This is a genomic window from Paraburkholderia sp. NPDC080076, from assembly GCF_050281145.1.
Taxonomy (GTDB): Bacteria; Pseudomonadota; Gammaproteobacteria; order Burkholderiales; family Burkholderiaceae; genus Paraburkholderia.
The window spans coordinates 254,461-273,268 of the sequence record NZ_JBNNWQ010000005.1 but is presented as its reverse complement, the minus strand read 5'-3'; the positions used below and the strand labels follow the sequence as shown (position 1 = coordinate 273,268).

The following is an 18,808-nucleotide window of genomic DNA, read 5'->3' as shown; positions in this document are numbered from 1 at the left end:
CAATGACGCCGGAGATCTGTTCGCAGGAATGGATGACTGCGCGCCAATTGAGTCAAAGGAAGATGCTGGACGTCGGACGCTGGATACGCCTTTCGCATAGACGGCTAGTCGAAAGCCTGAGGATCGCTGGGCATCGCACAGGGCATTTGCATACTGACGTCAGGTCGGCATGCAGACGCATGGTGTTCGCGGGTGGACGCCTCAGGAGCCGAATTAACCTTTGGATGCACATAGGCGTGCCACCGAGCGATGATGCGGTTCACTCGCCCGTTATCTGGGAGGGCGCAGATGTGTCGACGATGACGTATCGTTCTGACGCCATCTGCCGTGACGCTGGTAATATCTCGCAATCTTTCGAGGCCTTACCAGTGAAAGCAGAAAAAATCCATTCGCTGACATCGTTGCGATTCTTTGCTGCCGCCATGGTGGTCGTTTTTCATACTCGCAGAGAGTTCGGCTATTTCGGCCTCGCGAACCATCTTGCGCTCACGCAGGCGGTATCCCTTTTCTTCGTTCTGTCTGGTTATATTCTCGCCCATACCCACAGAACGATCACATCAAAGAATGACCTTCGCTCCTTTTATCTGAAACGGTTCGCCAGAATTTGGCCCCTGCACCTTGCTGGCGCTGCGGCAGCCGCATGGCTGATTCACTTTGAAGGCGGTTCTATTGCGGGCGCGGCAGCGGCGCTCAATGTTCTGCTGCTGCATGCCTGGTCATGGAACATCAACGACTATTTCTCGTTGAACGGGGTTTCATGGAGCCTGTCCGATGAGGCGTTCTTTTATGCGGTCTTCCCGCTACTGATTTGGCGAGCGAACACCACTTGGGCCGTCAAGCTCGCGGGCACCGTGCTTCTTACCGCCGCAATGCTGCTTGCCTTTAAGAACATGGGACGCCCGTTGATGTTGTGGTCCGCGTACATTTCACCGATCACCAGACTGAGCGAATTTATGATGGGCATCGCTGCCTATCAACTGCGGGAGAAACTGGGGCAAGCCATCAAAACCGGCTGGCCAGCGAGCGTGATTGAAATTGGCGTCGCATTGATCGCAGTGTCGGCGGTGTGGGCCGCAGATCTCAAATTCGTCTCCGACCTACCTTTCCATCCCAACAAGCCTGTTGCTATCTGGCTATCAAACTGCGGAGCGGCCATTGTGTTCGCTTTGCTAATAGCCGTTTTCGCGCTTGAAAAAGGCATCTTGTCTCGCCTTTTAAATGCGCGACCACTCATTTACCTAGGCGAGATCAGCTTTGCCTTATACATGGTTCATCAACTCGTATTGCGGTACGCGGAAGACCACGGCTACATGACGCCAAGCTATTCGATTTCCACCAAGGCAATCGCGTATTGGCTGGCGGCCATTGCGGTCGCAGCGGTAGCCCACCATCTGATCGAGATCCCCGCTCAGAGGCTAGTCTGGTCGCGCCTCACGGCACGGCGCAATGTAATAGCCTAATCCATAGCAGGCCAATCATTCGGAAGCGCCGAGAGCAAGAGATCTAATCGCATTGCAGGCGTGAATGTTTTGTAGAAATTTTCATGGCGTGCGTCAAAAATCAATAGCAATTGCTGGCCAGGCGAACGGAGCGCGTTTGGATTGACAGGAACGCATCGCGCTCGGCAGATAGCGGCTGAGTTGGCGCCGCAGGTGATGGAAACGTACAGCCTCACCAGAGAGCGGCCGTTGCTGCCGCTCCTTGTCGGTGGCTGGATGCTCGACTATAAATCGCCGGCGGGTTGTGGCATCCATCAGATCTGCGCGGCGCGTCTGTTGCGCTCAAAGTAGCGTTCTCGGCGCGCCAGTAACCTGCGGACACAATTCGGGCCGAACTTCGTTCTGCACCCCCACTCTGATCTTTTAAGGAGGTGCAACATGCTCAGGCTTATCGCAGTTACCAGTTTGGCTGCCGCTCTGTCGGGTTGCGTCGCATATCCGGCTGGCTACGGGTACGCCGATCCCGGATACGGGCCCGACTATGTACCCGCATACGGCTACGGCAGCATCAACGTCTGGGCTGGAGGCGGCGGCGGTTACCATCACGGGGATTACCACCATGGCGGTTGGGACCACGGCTACGGGCGAGGACACTGGGAAGGTGGCCGCGGCGGTGGACATGGTGGGGGCCACGGCGGCGGCCACGGGCGCTAAGCGTGCCGGCCTGTTCGGTTGGCTAAATGATTCTTGGCAGTTCGAGACTAGAGAGCAGAATCCCGCGTGCCCTGCCGATTCGAATTGCTAAGCTTGGCCGCGCCCTGCATCAGAATTGAAACTGCCTGCTTGGCTCCCGACATGGAGAAGCGGTAGACGGCGAATCTGCCATCCTGCAGGGCGACGGCAATCCCGAGAGGCATAGTAGAGTCAAGCAGCGAATCCATCGCGTCCGGGTTGCCAATCTGCGCGCGGAACATGGGGCGGCCACTTTGCGTGATCGACGTGTCGCAGGTGAGTTGAAAAGGAATGGCGCCAAGGGATGTAGAAAACAGGGCTGGCGAGGTCACCCCTTTCTCGCAGTTGGTGGCTGTCATGAGATACCAGTAGCAGACTCCTTCTGAAGGTCTGCACGCTTTCATCAATATTCCGCCGCTATCGTTTACCGAACCGGCGAAGAGTTGACCATCATCGGTCGCGCCAGTGATCCAATCACCGATTGGTGCCGACTCGGACGTAAGCGGCAACGCAAGTGCAGCCGCGAGCACCACACACGATATTTTCAGCATCCCATCACCCGCAGCATTTGCCGGCATCCAGGCCGACTTAATTTGTGTGACGACATTCTTCTACGGCTTCAGTATCGGCACTTTTGCTAGAGTTCTGAAGTATCGCGGTAAGCGCAATGGCTGGAGGCGGTGTGCGAGCTATGCGCAGTGTGGCTCCGACCTCGCGCGCGTCAGGGTTTGGGCGTCGCGTGTGCCGATATATCTGCAAATGGACCGTGCACGGTGCCATATACCGTATGCTCGACGGCGTTTCCCGAGTGCATACAGTCTATAAACGTATGCGCTCGCTTCTCCGCATATCTGAACGCATCCTGCTCAGAGATGAATTCCAGTTGCTCTGGAAAACTTGCAACCTTTTGTACAGGTTGACTCGACGAACTGATAGTCCAGGACACCTTGTACCGGCGTCCGACATTGTGCAAACACAACGTCTTCCCGGTCGTGACCTGAACGTCGATTCTGAACCCGCGATACGGAGCATAGGTTTGGCAAACCATGATCAATCTCCTGACGCGATGGTCCGCGTATGCAGCCAACATCGCGCAACCGCCATGCCCCAAGGTGAGCCACCAGGGAAACTACCACCTGGTTCAGAAAGGCTGAGCAAAAAAAAGCCGCAGGCAACGCTGCGGCTCAAAACACACACACCGCGCTCGGGGCGCTGACGTGAGCCATTATCTTACAGAAACCTGTCGATGAATATAACCAGGGATTTCATATGATGTTTTCAAAAACGCTTACCGAGCCGTGATCGACTACTGCTCGATATACATCCGCCATTCCGGGAATTGCTCGAAGAAGCTTTGGCTCACGTAGACCTGGTACAGAACCGGTGAGCTACTGTCGGTCGTGGACCCGGGCTCGCCCAACACAGTCAGTCCCGGATCAACGCCAGAGAGGCTCGCCCATGCGGTGAGATCGTCCGGCAGGTCGGCGGCTTCCTCGCGCGGCACACGCAATTTGATCGGTTTCATGGGGTCTCCGACAAATGGTGAAGGGCATCTGCCGAATATCATACAAAGAAGCGGTGCGGCCGTGTCAGCTGTGCCTCGATGCTGGAGCATTTTTCACGAAATTGCCTGTTCACCCTGCCGCCTTGACCCCAAAGCGACTATCCGCATCTCTTGCGACGCGGCGGCCAGACACACCGGGGTACATAGCCGCTTCGACGCGCGCACTCAATACGATACGTTCCGCCCCCTCGCACCGAGCCCGCGAAGCTTCGTCACAGCGGCACGCAGCGGCGCCGTGATTCGCCAGGAGGTCGACGACTCGAGTTCTCTGATCGTCGAAGTCCGTGATGCGATCTCCTCTTGCATCACTGCGACCTTGGCTCGCATTTCCGCAAGAGCTTGTTCGGCTTCGGCGAGCCGCTCAGCCGGGTCAGCGCTCATGCTCACCGCCCTCTCCGTACCCACCGGAGTGCCGTAGAACTCCTCGGTCGTAAGCTCAACGCGAGGAGGTTCCTTGCGAAAAACAATGATCATCTCTCCGCCGGTTTCTCCGCGCGCAGGCACGAAGTCGACGAGATTGAATTCCACGAAACCCATCTTCAGGATCGGCTTCAAGACCTTGGACACGATCGTGCCGCTCTCGAAAACGTGGCTATGAATACCGACATGCGGAGGCGCCTGCAGCTTCTGCCGGATACGGTTCATATCCAGCTTGTCGGCCACGTGCATCGGCTTGTTGACGAATGCTTCGTCGTAATAGATCTCGCATTCGATTTGATGTTCGCGCGGGATTTCCTCGACGCCCGCCAGATACTCGGCCACGAAATGGCTCAGCGCCGTGTCTTGCCTATACTTGTCGAAACTGAACTTCTTGTCGGGCAAGGCGAGAAACAGGATTCCGCCCGGCTGCATCATGTCGCATAAGTCCGACAGCCATTGAATCATGTTGGGCGCGTGTTCCATCACATGATTCGCGATTATGTAGTCGAACTTATCGCTGATGTAGTCGCCGTACCGGTTCGAATGAACCACGTAATCGATTTCGGGTATGTCCACGATCATGTCCGGGTGCGTGCACTCTCGAACCAGTTGCTCTTTATCTTTCCAGTCCAGATATCGCACATCCGCTTCCGACTTGAAGACGGTTGGCTGATCGTACGGCCCTATCTCGAGACCGACTCCCGACAGATTGGCATGTTTCAGAAGATGTCCGCGGCGCAGCGTCGTGACCAGATTCATGAACTACCTCTCGACGTGGGGACTGGCACCGTGCAACTTACCATGTCTTGCACGGCAGCCGAACAAATCAATTAACTATCGCCTGACACGAAAACTAAACAAATTGATGGTTACGCCCCCGACTATTAAGTGTCGCAGACGCGGCAAACGTCGCCCCTTAAGCTATTGGCCGTTTTCGTCGGTCGCGTATCTCGCGCAGCGGCTTCGGTTCGGGTCGCCACCGCGTCGCCGCCACGGGAACCGCAATCTCATTGCCGGTTTTTCGACGACGAACCACGAGAACAGGGTCAGTGCCATCGATATGACGAAAGTGATCGTCACCATGGCGATATCCGGGTGGGAGAAGCCACCGAAAAATGCGCCCATCGTGTCATGCCCGCCGTAGAGCATCGACTGCAGGACAACGTAGTGCCACAGGTAAAAGCCGTACGAAACTCGCCCTAGTCCCACCAGCGGCGCGATATTGAGCACCCGAACCAACGTGGAACGCTGATCCGTCACGACCTTCGCAATGATGAGGGCTGCGGCTAACGGTGTCAGCGGATAACCCAACACCTGCAACGAAAACTCGACGCCGGTCTCGCTCAGCAGCACGAAACAGAGATAGGCAGCAGCAACCGGCCACAACTTGCCGGCCCAGGAGGTCCAGCGGCGAGGCACCACTGCCAGCAATGCGCCGATCAGAAGACCGTCGGAGTGAGTATCGAAACCACAATAAACGCGGACCACCGGGAAGTCATGCGACATCAGAAACGAACGCCACCCAATCACCGCGACCGTGAGAAGCGCAACCGCGATCAGGATGCGCCGTGGCCAAAATTTCAACACGCCCAGCAGGATCAGCGGCCAGACGAGGTAAAACTGCTCCTCGATCGCGAGGGTCCATGTATGTCCGGTGAGATGCGCATCGTAGATCTCGAACGCACGCACCCAATTCATCACATAGAAGAAAGCCGGCAGGACTTCCAGACTCAATCTCAACGGGGCAGGAAATATCAGACAATAAACACTGACGCCTGCAAGCATCAGCAATAGAGCCGGATAAAGCCGCCGGGCGCGCCGCCAATAAAACGCCGGCAAATCGATCCGGCCGGTGCGCAAGTGTTCGGCTACGAGCAGGTTCGTGATCAGGTAGCCGCTCAAGACGAAAAATACATCGACACCGACATACCCGCCCCCCACAACGCCGGCAAGACCGGTATGCGCAAGAAATACCGCAATGACGGAAAGTGCGCGTAAGCCGTCGAGGCCAGCAATCCGGACGTGCTGAGGTTGATTCATTGCCTATTCCGGGAACGCGTCGCGAATATCCCACTACGCGGATGGTGACAGTCGATAGTTTCTCGAGATGTTTGGTAAGGATCAGGCTACGACAGTTCCACGAGTCGCCTAATACCCTATGGCCGCACACGCGATGGTCGTCGTCGCACGAGAAGGCCGCTGTGGCGGCGTCACACTGTGCAAGTCACGCACAAACTTTGTCCAGCCCACAGCGTTGTTGCGGCGCTTCGCCCGCCTTAGACTCGGTTCCTCTCCAACCACTGCCGAAAAGAACCATGTCCAGCCGCACACTTCGTAGCATCCTCGGTGCCTGCCCGCCCGCTTCGCTGCCGGCTCGCGCCACCGCGTTGCTGTTGATCGACTTTCAGAACGAATATTTCACAGGCTCGCTGCCCATTCCCGATGGCGCGGCGGCGCTGCAAAACGCGCGCCAGCTTGTCGAATGCGCTGACCACCATGGGTGGCACGTCGTCCACGTGCAGCACGTTGCACCGGCCGGCTCGCCTCTGTTTGCCGCCGATAGCCGGCAAGTGGAATTTCACGCGGACATGCAACCGAAGCCCGCCCATCGCGTCGTCGAGAAAAGCTCCGTGAGCGTGTTTGCCAGCACGGATCTCGCGCGTACGCTAAAAGACGATGGCATCACGCATCTCGTCATGGGTGGCCTCATGACGCACGCCTGTGTAGCCGGTGCCGCGCGAGACGCGGTGCCGGCAGGCTTTGAAGTTGTCGTGGCCGCCGACGCATGCGCGACCCGCGACATCGTCGTCGACAGTGAGTTGCGCGTTGCGCACGCCACGCTGCATCTGTCGGCCCTGGCTGAAATCGCGGATGCGTTCGGCTCGGTGATGAGCACGAGCGACGTCCTGTCGTTGGCCGCCTGATAATCGGCACGAAGCTCATCATGCCATTCGGATATTCCGGCGTCCTACTGATTGTCGAGCACCGTGCTCGTTAGTGGCTACGACGACGTCGTGGTAGCATCGGGCGGCTCGGCATCGTGCGTCACCGGCCGAATCGAAGCTACGTTTGGCGACGTGATGAGCACGTCGGAAATCATTCACTTACCGCTGCGCTAAGCATTGGCCCGATTCACCTTCGTGGTGACGCCACGTAGCGCCAATCTCGCCCATGGACCAGTTGCTTGCAATGCGCGCCTTCCGCTTCATCGTCGAAGCGCAGGGATTTTCGGCTGCGGCCGAACGGCTCGACACCACGCATTCGAGCGTGTCGCGTCAATTGAAGCAACTCGAGGTTTCGCTCGGTGTTCAGTTGCTCAACCGTAACACGCGGCGCTTTACGCTGACGGCCGCGGGTGAGCGCTACTACAGGGCCAGCGTCGATATTCTCGATCGCGTGGAAGCAGCGGCGCAGGCCATGGCGGACGAACATCAACAGGCGGCCGGCTTGCTGCGCGTCACCGCGCCGCTTGCCATCGGCACACTGGAACTGGCTGACTGGCTTCCGGCGTTCCAGAAGCGTTATCCCGACATCCAACTAGAGCTATCGTGCAGCGATCAGTTCGTCGACCTCGTTGCAGAGGGCTTCGACGTAGCGCTGCGCATCAGCGGACCATTGGCGGACACGACGCTGGTTGCGAGGACCTTGGCCGTCTCGGACGTCGTGCTGGTTGCATCGCCGACCTATCTGGCTCGACACGGACTCCCACACACAGCCGGGCAAGTCGCCGAACACGAGTTACTGTCTTTTACCGGCGCGCTCGAACCGACAGAATGGGTGCTGACGTCCGAACAACGCGCGCCAATCCATGTCTTGCCGCGCAGCCGGTTGAGAACGGACGCTATCACTGCGCTCTACTCCGCGGTGCTCGCGGGCGCGGGTATTGCCGCCTTCACGTGGCAGACGGTTCAGACAGACATCGGAAGCGGCCGTCTCGTTCAAGTCTTGCCAGGCTACACGCTCGGAAGCCGCCACTACTACGCGCTGTATCCGCAAACGCGTTATGTGGCGCCCAAGGTACGGGCGTTCGTCGATCACATGGCTGAGCACTATCGCGGACGATGACGATGCGCTCGACGCAGCGTCGAGCGAACGCAAATAGAGGAGCGAGAGACAACCCAAGATCCACGCAGAAAGCGCGTCGGGTCCAAGGTGAACGACGGCCGGCCGGCGAAACTCGCCGCCCGGCCGCCTGAATCGATTACGACGGACGCTTCGGAATATCCAGTCCCTTCGCCACGGCCGGTCGCGCGACGAACGCAGCCAGTGCGCGCGTCACGTTCGGGAAGTCCTGAATGCCGACGAGATCGCCCGCTTCATAGAAGCCGATCAGATTACGCACCCAAGGAAACGTGGCGATATCGGCAATCGAATACGTATCGCCCAGAATCCAGTCACGTCCTTCGAGTTGCCGATCCAACACGCCGAGCAGCCGTTTCGATTCGCCGATATAGCGATCGCGCGGACGCTTGTCGTCGTACTCCTTGCCGGCGAACTTGTGGAAGAAACCCACCTGGCCGAACATCGGCCCGATGCCGCCCATCTGGAACATCACCCACTGGATCGCTTCATAGCGGCCGACGGCATCCTGCGGAATGAACCGGCCGCTCTTGTCCGCTAGATAAATCAGGATCGCGCCGGATTCGAACAGCGGCAGCGGCTTGCCGTCAGGCCCGTTCGGATCGATGATCGCCGGAATCTTGTTGTTCGGATTGAGCGACAGAAACTCCGGCGTCATCTGATCGTTGGCATCGAAGCGCACGAGATGCGGCTCGTACGGCAAACCCGTTTCTTCGAGCATGATCGACACCTTCACGCCATTGGGCGTGGGCAGCGAGTAGAGCTGAATTCGGTCCGGATGCTCGGCAGGCCATTTCTTCGTGATCGGAAAAGCGGATAGTTCGGTCATGTGGCGGTGTAACCCTTGTGCGAAAGTGGCGGCTTGAAAAGAGAATCGGGCCCTGGCAGCCGACCGGACGACCGGCAGCGAAGATCCCAACGCAAGATCGCCAAATATAAACCGACTCGGCGCAACGCGTGCGCGCGCGGCCCGACGCTCCGATCGGCACGCAAGGTTTTACTGTCGACGTGTAACCAGAGTGGCCCGCGAACGCAAAACGCGCACGCTAGCCCGCGCTCACCACAAATCCTTGGTCGCCGTGCCGGCGCGCAGGTTATAACCATCGCGCCACAAGGACGCGCCGACCGTCAGCAACAGCGTCTTCTGCTCGCCGTCGAGCAGTTCCCAAGCCGCCGCCAGCCAACTGGCGAAGCTCGCGCAGGTCTGTTCCAGGTCGACGGGCGTTTTGCCCTCGAGGTATTGCCGTTCGAACATCGAAAGAATTTTTTCGGGTGTCATGGGCGCCGTCTCCGTGTTGGATGCGCCAAGTCTAAAGGCGGCGCACCGCGTGCGGAATGCTCTCGACGCCAATCCCGGGTTACTCCCAGGCAAAATCCGCCATCGGTCGAAAAAGGCCATTGCGCGACGCAAAAGCGTCGGCAAAAAAAGGAAAAGGCGCCGAAGCGCCTCTTCCGTCGAACCCGTCGCAAGCCGAATTACGGCGCGTTGCGCTTGGCGTTGTCCTTGGCGTCTTCCTTCGCGTCGCCATAGGCCTTCTGCACCTTGCCCGCGCCTTGTTGCAGATCGCCCTTCAGTTCCTTGCCCGGATTGTTCGTGGCCTTGCCGACCGCTTCGTTGACCTTGCCCTTGACCTGCTCAGTCACACCCTTCACCTGGTCCTTGTTCATGTTCGGCTCCACTATTTGGAATGCCGGCGCGACATTACGCCAGTATCCGTACTCAGCAACGGGTGTGCCCGTGCCTGCGCACGGCCTCGTTTCTCCAGTGCGCGTCGCGTAAAAATATTTTCAGAAAGGCCTAAAGTCCCGCCTCTGCCTGCCGTAAAGGTGCCAAGGAGGAGCCATGGACCGCACACTCATTACGCTTTCGGGATCATCCCAGGCCGCATTGATCGACCGGGACATCGCGCATATTGCGCGTGTGATGCGGCCGTCTTTACACGGCGACCTGGGCGGCCCGATCCTGCCGGCCGCGTATTGGCGCAAGCGTCTGTACCAGCTGCTCGACGCCGGCAACCTGTCCCACGCGCAACTGTGCACGGTCGACAGCCTCCTGCTCCAGCTCGATCAGTACGAAGCCGAACCTCAACTGGCCTGGGACGCATTGGCGCCTGCCACCGCCGCCCTGTTCCCACCGCCCTATCCGGCCAACGCCAGCCACCCGGTCTGACGCGCTGCGAGCCTGAACCCCGGCCCTTCCCGGGCCGGCGGCAGCCCCTTTGGACGAGTTAAAAAAAGGCCGCGAAACACGTCGCGGCCTCAACACGTCGCAACGCGGGGAATTCGCGTCACGCCAGAAGCGTACACGCGCAACTGTGACAGCCACATTTAGCCGTGGACTTCCCCTGTCTCCGGTGTGCCGAACCTTGATATTTTCTGCCCAAGCTGCGCAAAAAATAGGGAAATGGGACGACCTTAGGTCATAATGTCCGCAAAAATTCCCAGCAAGGACACCCGTGACCCTCGCCGCACCGCTCGCACTGCTCAAGCAAGCGCGCGCCCGCTTCACTCAACGCGAAATCGCCGCGCACGTCGGCAAGGACATCAAGACGGTGCGCCGCTGGGAAAAAGGCGAAACGCAGTGCCCGGCGATGCTGGAACCGGCCTTGCGCGATCTGCTGCAAAACCGCGCGCGGGCCAAACGCAGCGCGGGCGGCGACGCCCAGTTCCGCTTCATCGATCTGTTCGCCGGCATCGGCGGGATTCGCATGGGCTTCGAGGCGCATGGCGGCGACTGCGTCTTTACGAGCGAGTGGAACGACTTTTCGACCAAGACCTATCGCGAGAATTACCCTGGCGGCGGCGAGCATGCGCTGATCGGCGACATCGTCTCGTTTCCGGCTGAAGACGTGCCGAGCCACGACGTGCTGCTCGGCGGCTTCCCGTGCCAGCCGTTTTCGATCGCCGGCGTGAGCAAGAAGAACGCGCTGGGCCGGCCGCACGGTTTCGAATGCACGACCCAGGGCACGCTCTTTTTCGACGTCGCGCGGATCATCGCGGCGAAACGCCCCGCCGCGTTCCTGCTGGAGAACGTGAAGAACCTGCTCTCGCACGACAAGGGCCGCACCTTCGACGTGATCCTGCAAACCCTGCGCGACGAACTCGGCTACGAAGTGCACTATCGCGTGGTCGACGGCCAGCATTTCACGCCGCAGCATCGGGAACGGATCATCATCGTCGGCTTTCGCGGCAAGACTTCGTTCTCCTGGGACGACCTGCATCTGCCGGCAGACGGCCCGCGCCTCGGCTCGATCCTGCATCGCACGGACGGCAGTGAACCGGTGCTGCCGTGGGACGAGGACCGCTTCTTCGATCACACGGGCCGGCGCGTCCAGCCCAAGTACACGCTCACGCCGAACCTCTGGACCTATCTGCAAAACTACGCGGAGAAGCATCGAGCGGCAGGCAACGGTTTCGGCTTCGGCATGGCCTATCCGAACAGCGTGACGCGCACGCTGTCGGCGCGCTATCACAAGGACGGCTCCGAGATCCTGATCTATCAAGGCGAGGCACTGCGTCCGCGCCGCCTCACGCCACGTGAATGCGCGCGGCTGATGGGATTTCCCGATACCTTCCGGATCCCGGTAAGCGACACGCAGGCCTACCGGCAATTCGGCAACAGCGTCGTGATGCCGGTGATGCGCGAAGTGGCGCGCATCATGCTGCCGCATGTGCAAACCCTGCTCGCCGAGGAGACGCGCCATGGTTCGAAGCAAACGCTCTCGCTTTACGCGTGAGCGGTCAGCTTGTGTCGGTGGCCGGCGTGTCGAAACCTTCGAAACACTAGCTAAGCGCTAAAGATGGTCGATATCGTCGACAGCGCGACGCGCAGCCGGATGATGTCCGGCATCCGCGGCCGCAATACCAAACCGGAAATCCTGATCCGCAGCCTGCTGCACCGGCAGGGCTTTCGCTTCCGTCTGGATGCGCGCGATCTGCCGGGACGCCCGGACATCGTCTTGCCGCGCTACCGCGCTGTCGTGCTGGTGCACGGCTGTTTCTGGCACGGCCACGACTGTCATCTTTTCAAATGGCCGCAAACGCGGCCGGAGTTCTGGCGCGACAAGATCGGACGCAATCGCAGCAACGACGACAAGGTTCACGCGGCGCTGCTCGCCAACGGCTGGCGCGTCGCGGTGGTATGGGAATGCGCTTTGCGCGGCGCCAATCGCGATATCGAGGGTGTCTTGCAGCGGCTCGTCGAGTGGCTGAAGAGCGATGCGCCGAGCTGCGAGGAACGCGGCTGAAAGCCGCCTGTAGCCTCGCCGCCTGCCACGAATTCGAAGGCTGCTGGTGATACACTCGACTGGCTAACTCGGGGTACTTCCGCGCGGCGCCCTGCCCTGCAAACCGGTTGCAAAACCGCACGCCCCGACCATCCCAGAACCACTCAAGAAGGGAGGCACATCATGGCAGATTTCCGTCTCTGGTCCGACGAATTTCCCACCAACGGCTTCATGCCGAAAGCCCACGAATACCACGACAAGGCCTTCGGCGTGGACGGCGAGAACATCTCGCCCGCGTTGCAATGGGAGGCGCCGCCGCCCGACACGCAAAGCTTCGCGCTCACCGTTCACGATCCCGACGCGCCCACCGGCAGCGGCTTCTGGCACTGGGTCGTCGTGAACATTCCGGGTGACGCCCGTTCGCTGCCACGCAACGCCGGCAAGGCGGATGGCTCGTTGCTGCCGCAAGGCGCGCTGCAGGTGCGCAACGACTACGGCACGGTCGGCTTCGGCGGCGCCGCGCCGCCGCGCGGCGACAAGGCGCATCGCTACATTTTCCGTCTGCATGCGCTGCGCGTGCCGCATCTGCCGATCAACGCGGACACCACCAACGCGGTGGCGCGCTTCATGACGCATCTGAACGAACTCGACTCGACCACTCACACCGGCTTGTACGAACTCAAATAACGCGAGAGACGCGGTGGCCGGCGCGCGCAAGCAGCGCCGGCCACCGCCGCCGCGGCTGCCTGTTCTCTCAGGTCGGCACGCGGCACGCGCACGCGGCGAGCCACCCCACTACAACTCCAACAATCGATGCACGCACAACCACCGCGCAAGAACGGCGCCATATCCGCCGAAGCGGCCGACACACTCGCCCCCGACAGCTCGTTCTCCGACAACACCGAACAAGGCTTGCCGATTCCGCAGCGCTATTGGGCGATGCTGGTCATCGCACTCGCCCTCACGCTCGCGGTGCTCGACAGCGCGATTGCCAACGTGGCGCTGCCGACTATCGCGCGCAACCTGCACGCGAGCGCGGCCGGCTCGATCTGGGTCGTCAACGCCTATCAGTTGGCGATCACCATCTCACTGCTGCCGCTCGCCTCGCTCGGCGACCGCATCGGCTACCGGCGTATCTATCTGTCCGGGCTGATCCTGTTCACGGTGGCGTCGTTCGGTTGCGCCTTGTCGACTTCGCTGCCGACTCTCGCGCTCGCTCGCGTGATTCAAGGCTTCGGCGCGGCCGGCATCATGAGCGTGAACACGGCGCTGGTGCGCATGATCTATCCGCCCGCGCAGCTTGGGCGTGGCATCTCGATCAACGCAATGGTGGTCGCGGTGTCATCGGCGGTCGGGCCGACCGTCGCTTCCGGCGTGCTCGCCGTCGCCTCGTGGCCGTGGCTGTTCGCCATCAACGTGCCGATCGGCATCGCGGCTATCGTCGGCGGCTTCAAGGCGCTGCCGATGAACCCCGGCCACGAATCGCCCTACGACTACCTCAGCGCGGTGATGAACGCGTTCGTCTTCGGCCTGCTGATTTTTGCGGTCGATGGACTCGGCCACGGCGAGGGATTCGGCTACGTCGCGCTCGAAGCGATCGGCGCGGCGGTGATCGGCTATTTCTTCGTGCGCCGTCAGTTGACGCAGCCCGCGCCCTTGCTGCCGATCGATTTGCTCAGGATTCCCATCTTCGCGCTCTCGATCGGCACCTCGGTCTGTTCGTTTTGCGCGCAGATGCTCGCCTTCGTGTCGCTGCCCTTTATGTTGCAGGAAACGCTGGGGTTGTCGCAGGTCGAAACCGGGCTGCTCATGACGCCTTGGCCCGCCGTGATCATCATCGCGGCGCCGATTGCGGGCGTGCTGTCGGACAAGGTGTCGTCGGGATGGCTGGGTGGCGTCGGACTTGTCGCGATGACGGCCGGGCTGTTGCTGCTCGCCACGCTCGGCGCGCATCCGGACGCCATGCAGATCGCGTGGCGCATGGCCTTGTGCGGCGCCGGCTTCGGCATCTTCCAGTCGCCGAACAATCGCACCATACTGTCCGCGGCGCCGCGCGAGCGCAGCGGCGGCGCGAGCGGCATGCTGGGCACCGCGCGTCTGACCGGCCAGACGCTCGGCGCGGCGTTGGTCGCGCTGATCTTCGGCATTGCGCCACAACACGGGCCGATCATCGCGCTCTATGTGGCCGCGTGCTTTTCGGCGGTCGCCGCGGTGATCAGCACGACGCGCGTCATGCAACGGGTCAACGCGCAACCGGCCTGAACGCTCGACTGAAGTATCCGGTCACGCCAATGCAAAAAGGGCGCGCCTCGCATGTCGCGATTCGCGCCCTTCTCTTCCAAACCCGCAAACGCTACTCGGAAGACGTGACCAGCACACGCGGCCGCACTGCAAGCCGCGCGACCGTTGATCCGGCTACGACGACGCGGTCACGTCAGCGAGCTTTACCGCTTTGGCCGTCACCGAAGATGCCGTCGCGACGTTGCGCAGATCGGCAAGGAAGGTATCGCGCCAGACCGACAGATTGTTCTCGCGCATCGGCGCCATCATGTCCGCGTGTCGCGCCTGGCGCTCGGCGAGCGGCATCGAGAGCGCGCGTTCCAGCGCTTCGGCCATCTGCGACAGATCGAACGGGTTGACGACCAGCGCGCCCGGCAGTTGTTCGGCGGCGCCGGCGAATTGCGACAGCACCAGCACGCCCGGATCGGCCGGATCCTGCGACGCCACGTATTCCTTCGCGACGAGATTCATGCCGTCGCGCAGCGGCGTCACGTAGCCGACCTGCGATTGACGGAACAGCGCCATCAGCAGATTGCGTTCGTACTTGCGGTTCAGGTATTGGATCGGCGTCCAGTCGAGCTGCGCGAACCGGCCGTTGATGCGGCCCGCTTCGCCCTCGAGCGTCTGACGAATCCGCTGGTAGGTCGTCACGTCCGCGCGCGTCGGCGGCGCGATCTGTACCAGCGATACGCGGCCGTGCCACCCCGGTGCGTTGAGCAGCAGCCGCTCGAACGCCTGGAAGCGCTCCACCAGACCCTTCGAATAATCGAGGCGGTCGACGCTCATGATCAGCTTGCGTCCGCGCATGCCGTCGCGCAGGCTTCGCACCGGCTTGCGGTCGGTGAACTGCTCGGCGGCTTTGGCGATCGCGTCCGGATAGATCCCGATCGGATACGCGCCCACTTTCAGGAAACGGTTGTACGCGTGCACCATGCCGTCCTCGCTCGAGGTGCCGTGCTGGCCGCGCTCGATAAAGTCGACGAACGACTGGCGATCCGCGTCGGTCTGAAAGCCGATCACGTCGTAGCTGCACATGGCCTTGACCAGTTCTTCGTGCGGCGGAATCGTGCGCAGCACTTCCGGCACCGGAAACGGAATGTGCAGAAAGAAACCGATCGGATTCTTCACCCCGAGTTCGCGCAGGCAGCGTGCGAACGGCAGCAGATGATAGTCGTGGACCCAGATAATGTCGTCGGGCTTCAGCAACTCCTTGAGCTGCTTCGCGAGCGTCGCGTTGACGCGCTGATAGCCCGCGTATTCCTGCCGGTCGTAGCGCGACAAGTCATTGCGATAGTGGAACGTCGGCCACAGCGTCGCATTGGAAAAACCGCGGTAGTACTGGTCATAGTCGCGCTTGGTGAGCCCCACCGTCGCGTACGTCACATTGCCTTGTTTCTCGATCACCGGAGCGCTCGGCTCACTCACCGTTTCGCCGCTCCAGCCGAACCAGACCCCGCCGCTTTCCTTCAGCGCGTCCAGCACGCCGATAGCGAGGCCACCCGCTGCGGGACGGCCTTCCTGAGTCGGCGCGACACGATTCGATACCACGATCAGTCTGCTCATTGGTGCTCCACCTAGTTCAGTTGTTTCGTTGCATACGGATATGTGCCGAAAAGGTGCACGCAAGTCGCGTGCCGTTTTTTGAGACGCTGGAAATAAAAATGTATGCAAATGTGACAGACGAGCAGAAACGCGCGGCCCTGTCACGCCGCGAAGAATTTTTTTCTGCTTTGTATGACAAAACCGGAAGGCCTCTTACCGGCCGTCAAATCGGCTCAGGCGTCCTGCTCCGAGCCGAGGTCGCGCTGGTATTCCAGCCCTTCCGAACGCACGCCGCCCTGGTTGTGCTCGCCGTCAGGCGGCGCATCGGGCGCGACACGGTTCTGCCCTGCCGGATCGGGCGACGCCGGCGGGCTGTCTTTGCTGCCGCCCGGCCGGGAATCGCGCTTCGAGTGGCGCGCTGAACGTCGCAATGCTGGATGTCTCATGATCCACGCCTCCAGGGGAAGCCCGCCGCCAAGTTTGCGGCATTCATACAGTCTAGGGGTCACGACGGTAATTTGCCGGTAAAAGATGCGCCGGCTTTGTAACAAGTACATAAATTCCGTGCGCCGGACTGTGGTGTAACGCACAGAACGAGTCAGAGTTGCATGCGTAGCGGCTGTAACGTCTGACGTTGACTGGCTTGTGGCGTTTGCGTGGGCTGCGGCGGCGGATCGCCGATCGGCGGAGCGACCGGTTCGATGGGTTCGATCGGTTGCGGACTCGGATCGGGGCTCGGAACGGGAACGGTGTCGGGCTCGCCGGGGCTCGGCGGCGCAACCGGAGGCGGTGACGGCGGCTCGATCGGCTCGGGACGGTGAGCGTGCATCGGCAGGGGAAGCGCGGGAGCGGCAGCGTAGTCCGGCATGTTATTTATCCTCGTTTGCGTTCCACCAGATCGCAGCAAGGCCTGTGCCGTTACGGATGCGCCCCCGGCTGGCTGGCGCCTGTCGTGTCAGCGGCGTGGGTGGCGTTAAGCGTCCGCGCCGCCCAGCGCGCGTGATTCGTCGGCGGCGTCGCCGTCGTCACGCGCGTCGTTGCCGTACTCGACCAGACGGTTGTACAGCGTCTTCAGGCTGATGCCGAGAATCTCGGCGGCCCGTGTCTTCACGCCGCCGCACTGCTCGAGCGTAGCCACGATCAACTGACGGTCCGCTTCGGCGAGCGATGTGCCGAACGGAATCGTGATCGCCGTGCCGGCCGCGGGCTTCGACAGCGTGATCTGTAGCGGCACCGTCGCCGTGCTGTCCGAATCCGAACCGGACATGATGTGCGCGCGCTGCACATAGTTCTTCAGTTCGCGCACATTGCCCGGCCACGGATAGGACATAAGCATGTCCTTCACGGCCGCGGGGAAATGCTTCTTCGTGCTGTGACGTTCGTTGAGTTCGTCGAGGAACGCCTGAGCCAGCAGCTCCACATCCTTGCCCCGGTCGCGCAACGGCGGCAGGCTGATCGGAAACACGTTCAACCGATGGTACAAGTCGAGCCGCAGCTTGCCTTCCAGCACGGCCTGCTCGGGATCGCGGTTGGTCGCCGCAATCAGGCGCACATCGGTTTCGATTTCCTTGGTCGTGCCGACCCGCATGAACATGCCGGTTTCCAGCACGCGCAACAGCTTCACCTGCAACTCGATCGGCATCTCGGTGATTTCGTCGAGGAACAGCGTGCCGCCGTTCGCTCGCTCGAAATAGCCCTTGTGCTGACGATCGGCGCCGGTAAACGAGCCGCGCTCGTGGCCGAACATTTCCGATTCGATCAGATTCGGCGAGATCGCGCCGCAGTTCACCGCAAGAAACGCGTGCTTGCGACGCAAGCTCAGTTGATGCAGCGTCTGCGCGGCGACCTCCTTGCCGGTGCCGGACTCGCCCACCAGCATGACCGAGGCCGCCGTCGGCGCGACACGGCCGATCTGGTCGTAGACCTCCTGCATGGCCGGCGAATTGCCCAGCATCAGGCCGAAGCGGCCCATGCGGCGCAACTCGCCGCGCAACGTGCCGATTTCCGCCTTCAGGTCGCCGGCGCGCGGCAGGCGCGAGAGGATCGCCTTCACGCGCTGCATGTTGATCGGCTTCACCAGATAGTCGGTGGCGCCCATCTTCAGCGCGTTGACGGCCGACTCCACCGTGGCATGGCCGGTAATCACGATCACTTCCACGCCTGAGCGTGGATCCAGATCTTCGAACAGGTCGACCCCGCTACCGTCGGGCAGCTTCAGGTCCGTAAAGACGACGTCCGGCATCTGCCGGACCAGTTGAATGCGCGCTTCGCGCAAATCGCCCGCGGTGGCGGTGGTCAGGCCGTCTTCCCCGATGATGGCGGAAAGCGCCTCGCGGGTACCAGCATCGTCATCGACAATCAGTACATGTGGCATCGCGTCTCGAAAGCCTGCAAGCGTGGGGATGGGAAAACATGCAAACGCGCATGCTGAAAAGCGTGCCGTAGACCTGGCGCTGCGCCGTTGGCGCGGGCTCTAATGTGAGCACCCACCAACTTTAAGGCAACGCACCAAGCCGACGACTTGA

At 61.1% G+C, this 18,808-nt stretch carries 19 protein-coding genes; 8 read left to right on the top strand and 11 right to left on the bottom strand.

Features of this window, described 5'->3' with window-relative positions; all coding sequences use genetic code 11:
- Nucleotides 1-299 precede the first annotated feature (299 nt).
- A complete protein-coding gene (locus ACQKRQ_RS22760) occupies nt 300-1,460 on the top strand; it encodes an acyltransferase family protein (protein WP_427479808.1) in 1,161 nt (386 codons plus the stop codon).
- Between the two features lie 740 nt (nt 1,461-2,200).
- On the opposite strand, the gene ACQKRQ_RS22755 is transcribed toward ACQKRQ_RS22760, so the two are convergent.
- The 4 genes from ACQKRQ_RS22755 to ACQKRQ_RS22740 form a co-directional block, all read right to left on the bottom strand.
- Nucleotides 2,201-2,722: a hypothetical protein gene (locus ACQKRQ_RS22755; RefSeq protein ID WP_427479538.1), complete on the bottom strand. Its 522-nt coding sequence runs from the start codon at nt 2,720-2,722 to the stop codon at nt 2,201-2,203.
- Between the two features lie 755 nt (nt 2,723-3,477).
- On the bottom strand, nt 3,478-3,696 hold the full coding sequence (locus tag ACQKRQ_RS22750) for a hypothetical protein (RefSeq protein WP_408291380.1): 219 nt from the start codon (nt 3,694-3,696) through the stop codon (nt 3,478-3,480).
- Between the two features lie 204 nt (nt 3,697-3,900).
- Nucleotides 3,901-4,914 carry a class I SAM-dependent methyltransferase gene (locus ACQKRQ_RS22745; protein ID WP_408177906.1) on the bottom strand — a complete coding sequence of 338 codons (1,014 nt, stop codon included), beginning with the start codon at nt 4,912-4,914 and terminating at the stop codon, nt 3,901-3,903.
- A gap of 162 nt (nt 4,915-5,076) precedes the next feature.
- Nucleotides 5,077-6,195 (bottom strand): acyltransferase family protein, encoded by a 1,119-nt coding sequence (locus ACQKRQ_RS22740; protein WP_427479536.1) that lies wholly within the window; start codon nt 6,193-6,195, stop codon nt 5,077-5,079.
- 275 nt (nt 6,196-6,470) lie between these two features.
- Here ACQKRQ_RS22740 and ACQKRQ_RS22735 point away from each other — a divergent pair, with 275 nt between their 5' ends.
- Both ACQKRQ_RS22735 and ACQKRQ_RS22730 read left to right on the top strand, forming a co-directional pair.
- Complete coding sequence (locus tag ACQKRQ_RS22735) at nt 6,471-7,079, top strand: cysteine hydrolase family protein (protein WP_427479534.1); 609 nt, start codon at nt 6,471-6,473, stop codon at nt 7,077-7,079.
- A 247-nt stretch (nt 7,080-7,326) separates the two neighbouring features.
- Nucleotides 7,327-8,220: a LysR family transcriptional regulator gene (locus tag ACQKRQ_RS22730; RefSeq protein WP_427479533.1), complete on the top strand. Its 894-nt coding sequence runs from the start codon at nt 7,327-7,329 to the stop codon at nt 8,218-8,220.
- 136 nt (nt 8,221-8,356) lie between these two features.
- Here ACQKRQ_RS22730 and ACQKRQ_RS22725 read toward each other — a convergent pair whose 3' ends face one another.
- From ACQKRQ_RS22725 to ACQKRQ_RS22715, 3 genes are all read right to left on the bottom strand, one after another.
- A complete protein-coding gene (locus ACQKRQ_RS22725; RefSeq protein WP_427479531.1) occupies nt 8,357-9,064 on the bottom strand; it encodes a glutathione S-transferase N-terminal domain-containing protein in 708 nt (235 codons plus the stop codon).
- Between the two features lie 228 nt (nt 9,065-9,292).
- Nucleotides 9,293-9,514 (bottom strand): hypothetical protein, encoded by a 222-nt coding sequence (locus ACQKRQ_RS22720; protein ID WP_132375501.1) that lies wholly within the window; start codon nt 9,512-9,514, stop codon nt 9,293-9,295.
- A 197-nt stretch (nt 9,515-9,711) separates the two neighbouring features.
- Nucleotides 9,712-9,903, bottom strand: a complete 192-nt coding sequence (locus ACQKRQ_RS22715; RefSeq protein ID WP_132375502.1) for a CsbD family protein — start codon at nt 9,901-9,903, stop codon at nt 9,712-9,714.
- A 175-nt stretch (nt 9,904-10,078) separates the two neighbouring features.
- Here ACQKRQ_RS22715 and ACQKRQ_RS22710 point away from each other — a divergent pair, with 175 nt between their 5' ends.
- From ACQKRQ_RS22710 to ACQKRQ_RS22690, 5 genes are all read left to right on the top strand, one after another.
- The gene (locus tag ACQKRQ_RS22710; RefSeq protein ID WP_132375504.1) at nt 10,079-10,405 is read left to right on the top strand and encodes a hypothetical protein; all 327 of its coding nucleotides are present in this window, start codon (nt 10,079-10,081) and stop codon (nt 10,403-10,405) included.
- A gap of 286 nt (nt 10,406-10,691) precedes the next feature.
- Nucleotides 10,692-11,972 carry a DNA (cytosine-5-)-methyltransferase gene (dcm, locus tag ACQKRQ_RS22705; RefSeq protein ID WP_427479528.1) on the top strand — a complete coding sequence of 427 codons (1,281 nt, stop codon included), beginning with the start codon at nt 10,692-10,694 and terminating at the stop codon, nt 11,970-11,972.
- Nucleotides 11,973-12,035: 63 nt separating this feature from the next.
- Nucleotides 12,036-12,482 (top strand): very short patch repair endonuclease, encoded by a 447-nt coding sequence (locus ACQKRQ_RS22700; protein ID WP_427479526.1) that lies wholly within the window; start codon nt 12,036-12,038, stop codon nt 12,480-12,482.
- A 162-nt stretch (nt 12,483-12,644) separates the two neighbouring features.
- Nucleotides 12,645-13,148 (top strand): YbhB/YbcL family Raf kinase inhibitor-like protein, encoded by a 504-nt coding sequence (locus ACQKRQ_RS22695; RefSeq protein ID WP_132375510.1) that lies wholly within the window; start codon nt 12,645-12,647, stop codon nt 13,146-13,148.
- Between the two features lie 126 nt (nt 13,149-13,274).
- Nucleotides 13,275-14,723: an MFS transporter gene (locus tag ACQKRQ_RS22690; RefSeq protein WP_427479524.1), complete on the top strand. Its 1,449-nt coding sequence runs from the start codon at nt 13,275-13,277 to the stop codon at nt 14,721-14,723.
- Between the two features lie 153 nt (nt 14,724-14,876).
- On the opposite strand, the gene otsA is transcribed toward ACQKRQ_RS22690, so the two are convergent.
- The 4 genes from otsA to ACQKRQ_RS22670 all read right to left on the bottom strand — a co-directional run bounded on the left by otsA (nt 14,877) and on the right by ACQKRQ_RS22670 (nt 18,657).
- Nucleotides 14,877-16,304: an alpha,alpha-trehalose-phosphate synthase (UDP-forming) gene (gene otsA / locus ACQKRQ_RS22685; RefSeq protein WP_132375514.1), complete on the bottom strand. Its 1,428-nt coding sequence runs from the start codon at nt 16,302-16,304 to the stop codon at nt 14,877-14,879.
- A gap of 212 nt (nt 16,305-16,516) precedes the next feature.
- Complete coding sequence (locus ACQKRQ_RS22680; protein ID WP_132375516.1) at nt 16,517-16,729, bottom strand: hypothetical protein; 213 nt, start codon at nt 16,727-16,729, stop codon at nt 16,517-16,519.
- Between the two features lie 152 nt (nt 16,730-16,881).
- On the bottom strand, nt 16,882-17,151 hold the full coding sequence (locus ACQKRQ_RS22675; RefSeq protein ID WP_132375517.1) for a hypothetical protein: 270 nt from the start codon (nt 17,149-17,151) through the stop codon (nt 16,882-16,884).
- 105 nt (nt 17,152-17,256) lie between these two features.
- Nucleotides 17,257-18,657 (bottom strand): sigma-54-dependent transcriptional regulator, encoded by a 1,401-nt coding sequence (locus tag ACQKRQ_RS22670; RefSeq protein ID WP_132375519.1) that lies wholly within the window; start codon nt 18,655-18,657, stop codon nt 17,257-17,259.
- Nucleotides 18,658-18,808: the final 151 nt, after the last annotated feature.